The organism is Pseudomonas sp. GL93, from assembly GCF_003408955.1.
Lineage (GTDB): Bacteria > Pseudomonadota > Gammaproteobacteria > Pseudomonadales > Pseudomonadaceae > Aquipseudomonas > Aquipseudomonas paracarnis.
Genome location: NZ_NKRF01000108.1, coordinates 1 through 1,377, shown reverse-complemented (window position 1 = coordinate 1,377; position 1,377 = coordinate 1). Strand labels below are relative to the sequence as shown.

Sequence of the window (1,377 nt, the reverse complement as noted above, 5' to 3'; positions counted from 1 at the left end):
AGCAGGCCTCACAGCTACAACGACTACCGGTCGCCGGTCGCAAAGGAAAGGTTGGCGGCGTGAACCTTAATCGGTGTCCAAGATTACTTGACCAGTTCAGGGGGACGCCTAGTTCTTGCTCGCGAAGAACGCCAACGATAACGCTTGCTTCCTGAAGGAGCGCGGCGCTTATGAGTTTTTCGCGAGCAAGCTCGCTCCTACAGAGGTGTCGTTGCTCCGTTGCGTGAACTCTATTGGCGTTAAATCCTCTGATTAGAGGAAATAACCCTCGACTCGCGTTAAACTGCGCGGGTTTTTAGCCCCCCATTCTCCGGAGCCTTCCATGTCCCGCGTTACCCTGAGTCGCTATTTGATCGAGCAGACCCGCAGCAACAACACGCCTGCCGATCTGCGCTTCCTTATCGAAGTGGTGGCGCGTGCTTGCAAGGAAATCAGCCACGCCGTTTCCAAAGGCGCACTGGGCGGTGTCCTGGGCAGCATGGGCACTGAAAACGTGCAGGGCGAAGTGCAGAAGAAACTGGACGTGCTGTCCAACGAAATCCTGCTCGAAGCCAACGAATGGGGCGGTCACCTGGCCGGCATGGCGTCCGAAGAAATGGACAATGCCTACCAGATCCCAGGCAAATACCCGAAGGGCGCATACCTACTGGTATTCGACCCACTGGACGGTTCGTCCAACATCGATATCAACGCACCGGTCGGCACCATCTTCTCGGTACTGCGTTGCCCGAACGAATACCTGAGCCAGAACGAAGCCCTGAACGAAAAGGCCTTCCTGCAGCCAGGCACCGAGCAGGTTGCTGCTGGCTACGCGATCTACGGCCCACAGACCATGCTGGTGCTGACCCTGGGCGACGGCGTCAAAGGCTTCACCCTGGACCGTGAAATGGGCAGCTTCGTACTCACCCACGAAGACATTTCGATTCCTGCTTCTACCCAGGAATTTGCCATCAACATGTCCAATCAGCGCCACTGGGAAGAACCGGTGAAGCGCTACGTCAACGAACTGATGGAAGGCGAAGAAGGCCCGTTGAAGAAGAACTTCAACATGCGCTGGGTGGCCGCGATGGTTGCCGACGTGCACCGCATCCTGACCCGTGGTGGCCTGTTCATGTACCCGCGCGACAGCCGCGAGCCGTCCAAGCCGGGCAAACTGCGCCTGATGTACGAAGCCAACCCGATGTCGTTTTTGGTTGAACAGGCAGGCGGTGCGTCCACCGACGGCCACCAGCGCATCCTCGACATTCAGCCTGAAGGCCTGCACCAGCGGGTGGCGGTATTCCTGGGTTCGAAGGAAGAAGTTGAGCGCGTGACGGCCTATCACAAGAAGTAAGCCCGTGTGGCGAGGGAGCTTGCTCCCGTTGGGCTGCGAAGCGG

1 protein-coding gene is annotated in these 1,377 nt (G+C 58.2%); it reads left to right on the top strand.

Annotated elements, in window-relative coordinates:
* Window positions 1-322 precede the first annotated feature (322 nt).
* A complete protein-coding gene (locus CER19_RS23895) occupies window positions 323-1,333 on the top strand; it encodes a class 1 fructose-bisphosphatase (protein WP_003187818.1) in 1,011 nt (336 codons plus the stop codon).
* Window positions 1,334-1,377: the final 44 nt, after the last annotated feature.

What these genes read in the sequence shown, in the direction of transcription:
- CER19_RS23895 (WP_003187818.1), top strand. Translation starts at nt 323, where the DNA reads ATGTCCCGCGTTACCCTGAGTCGCTATTTGATCGAGCAGACCCGCAGC.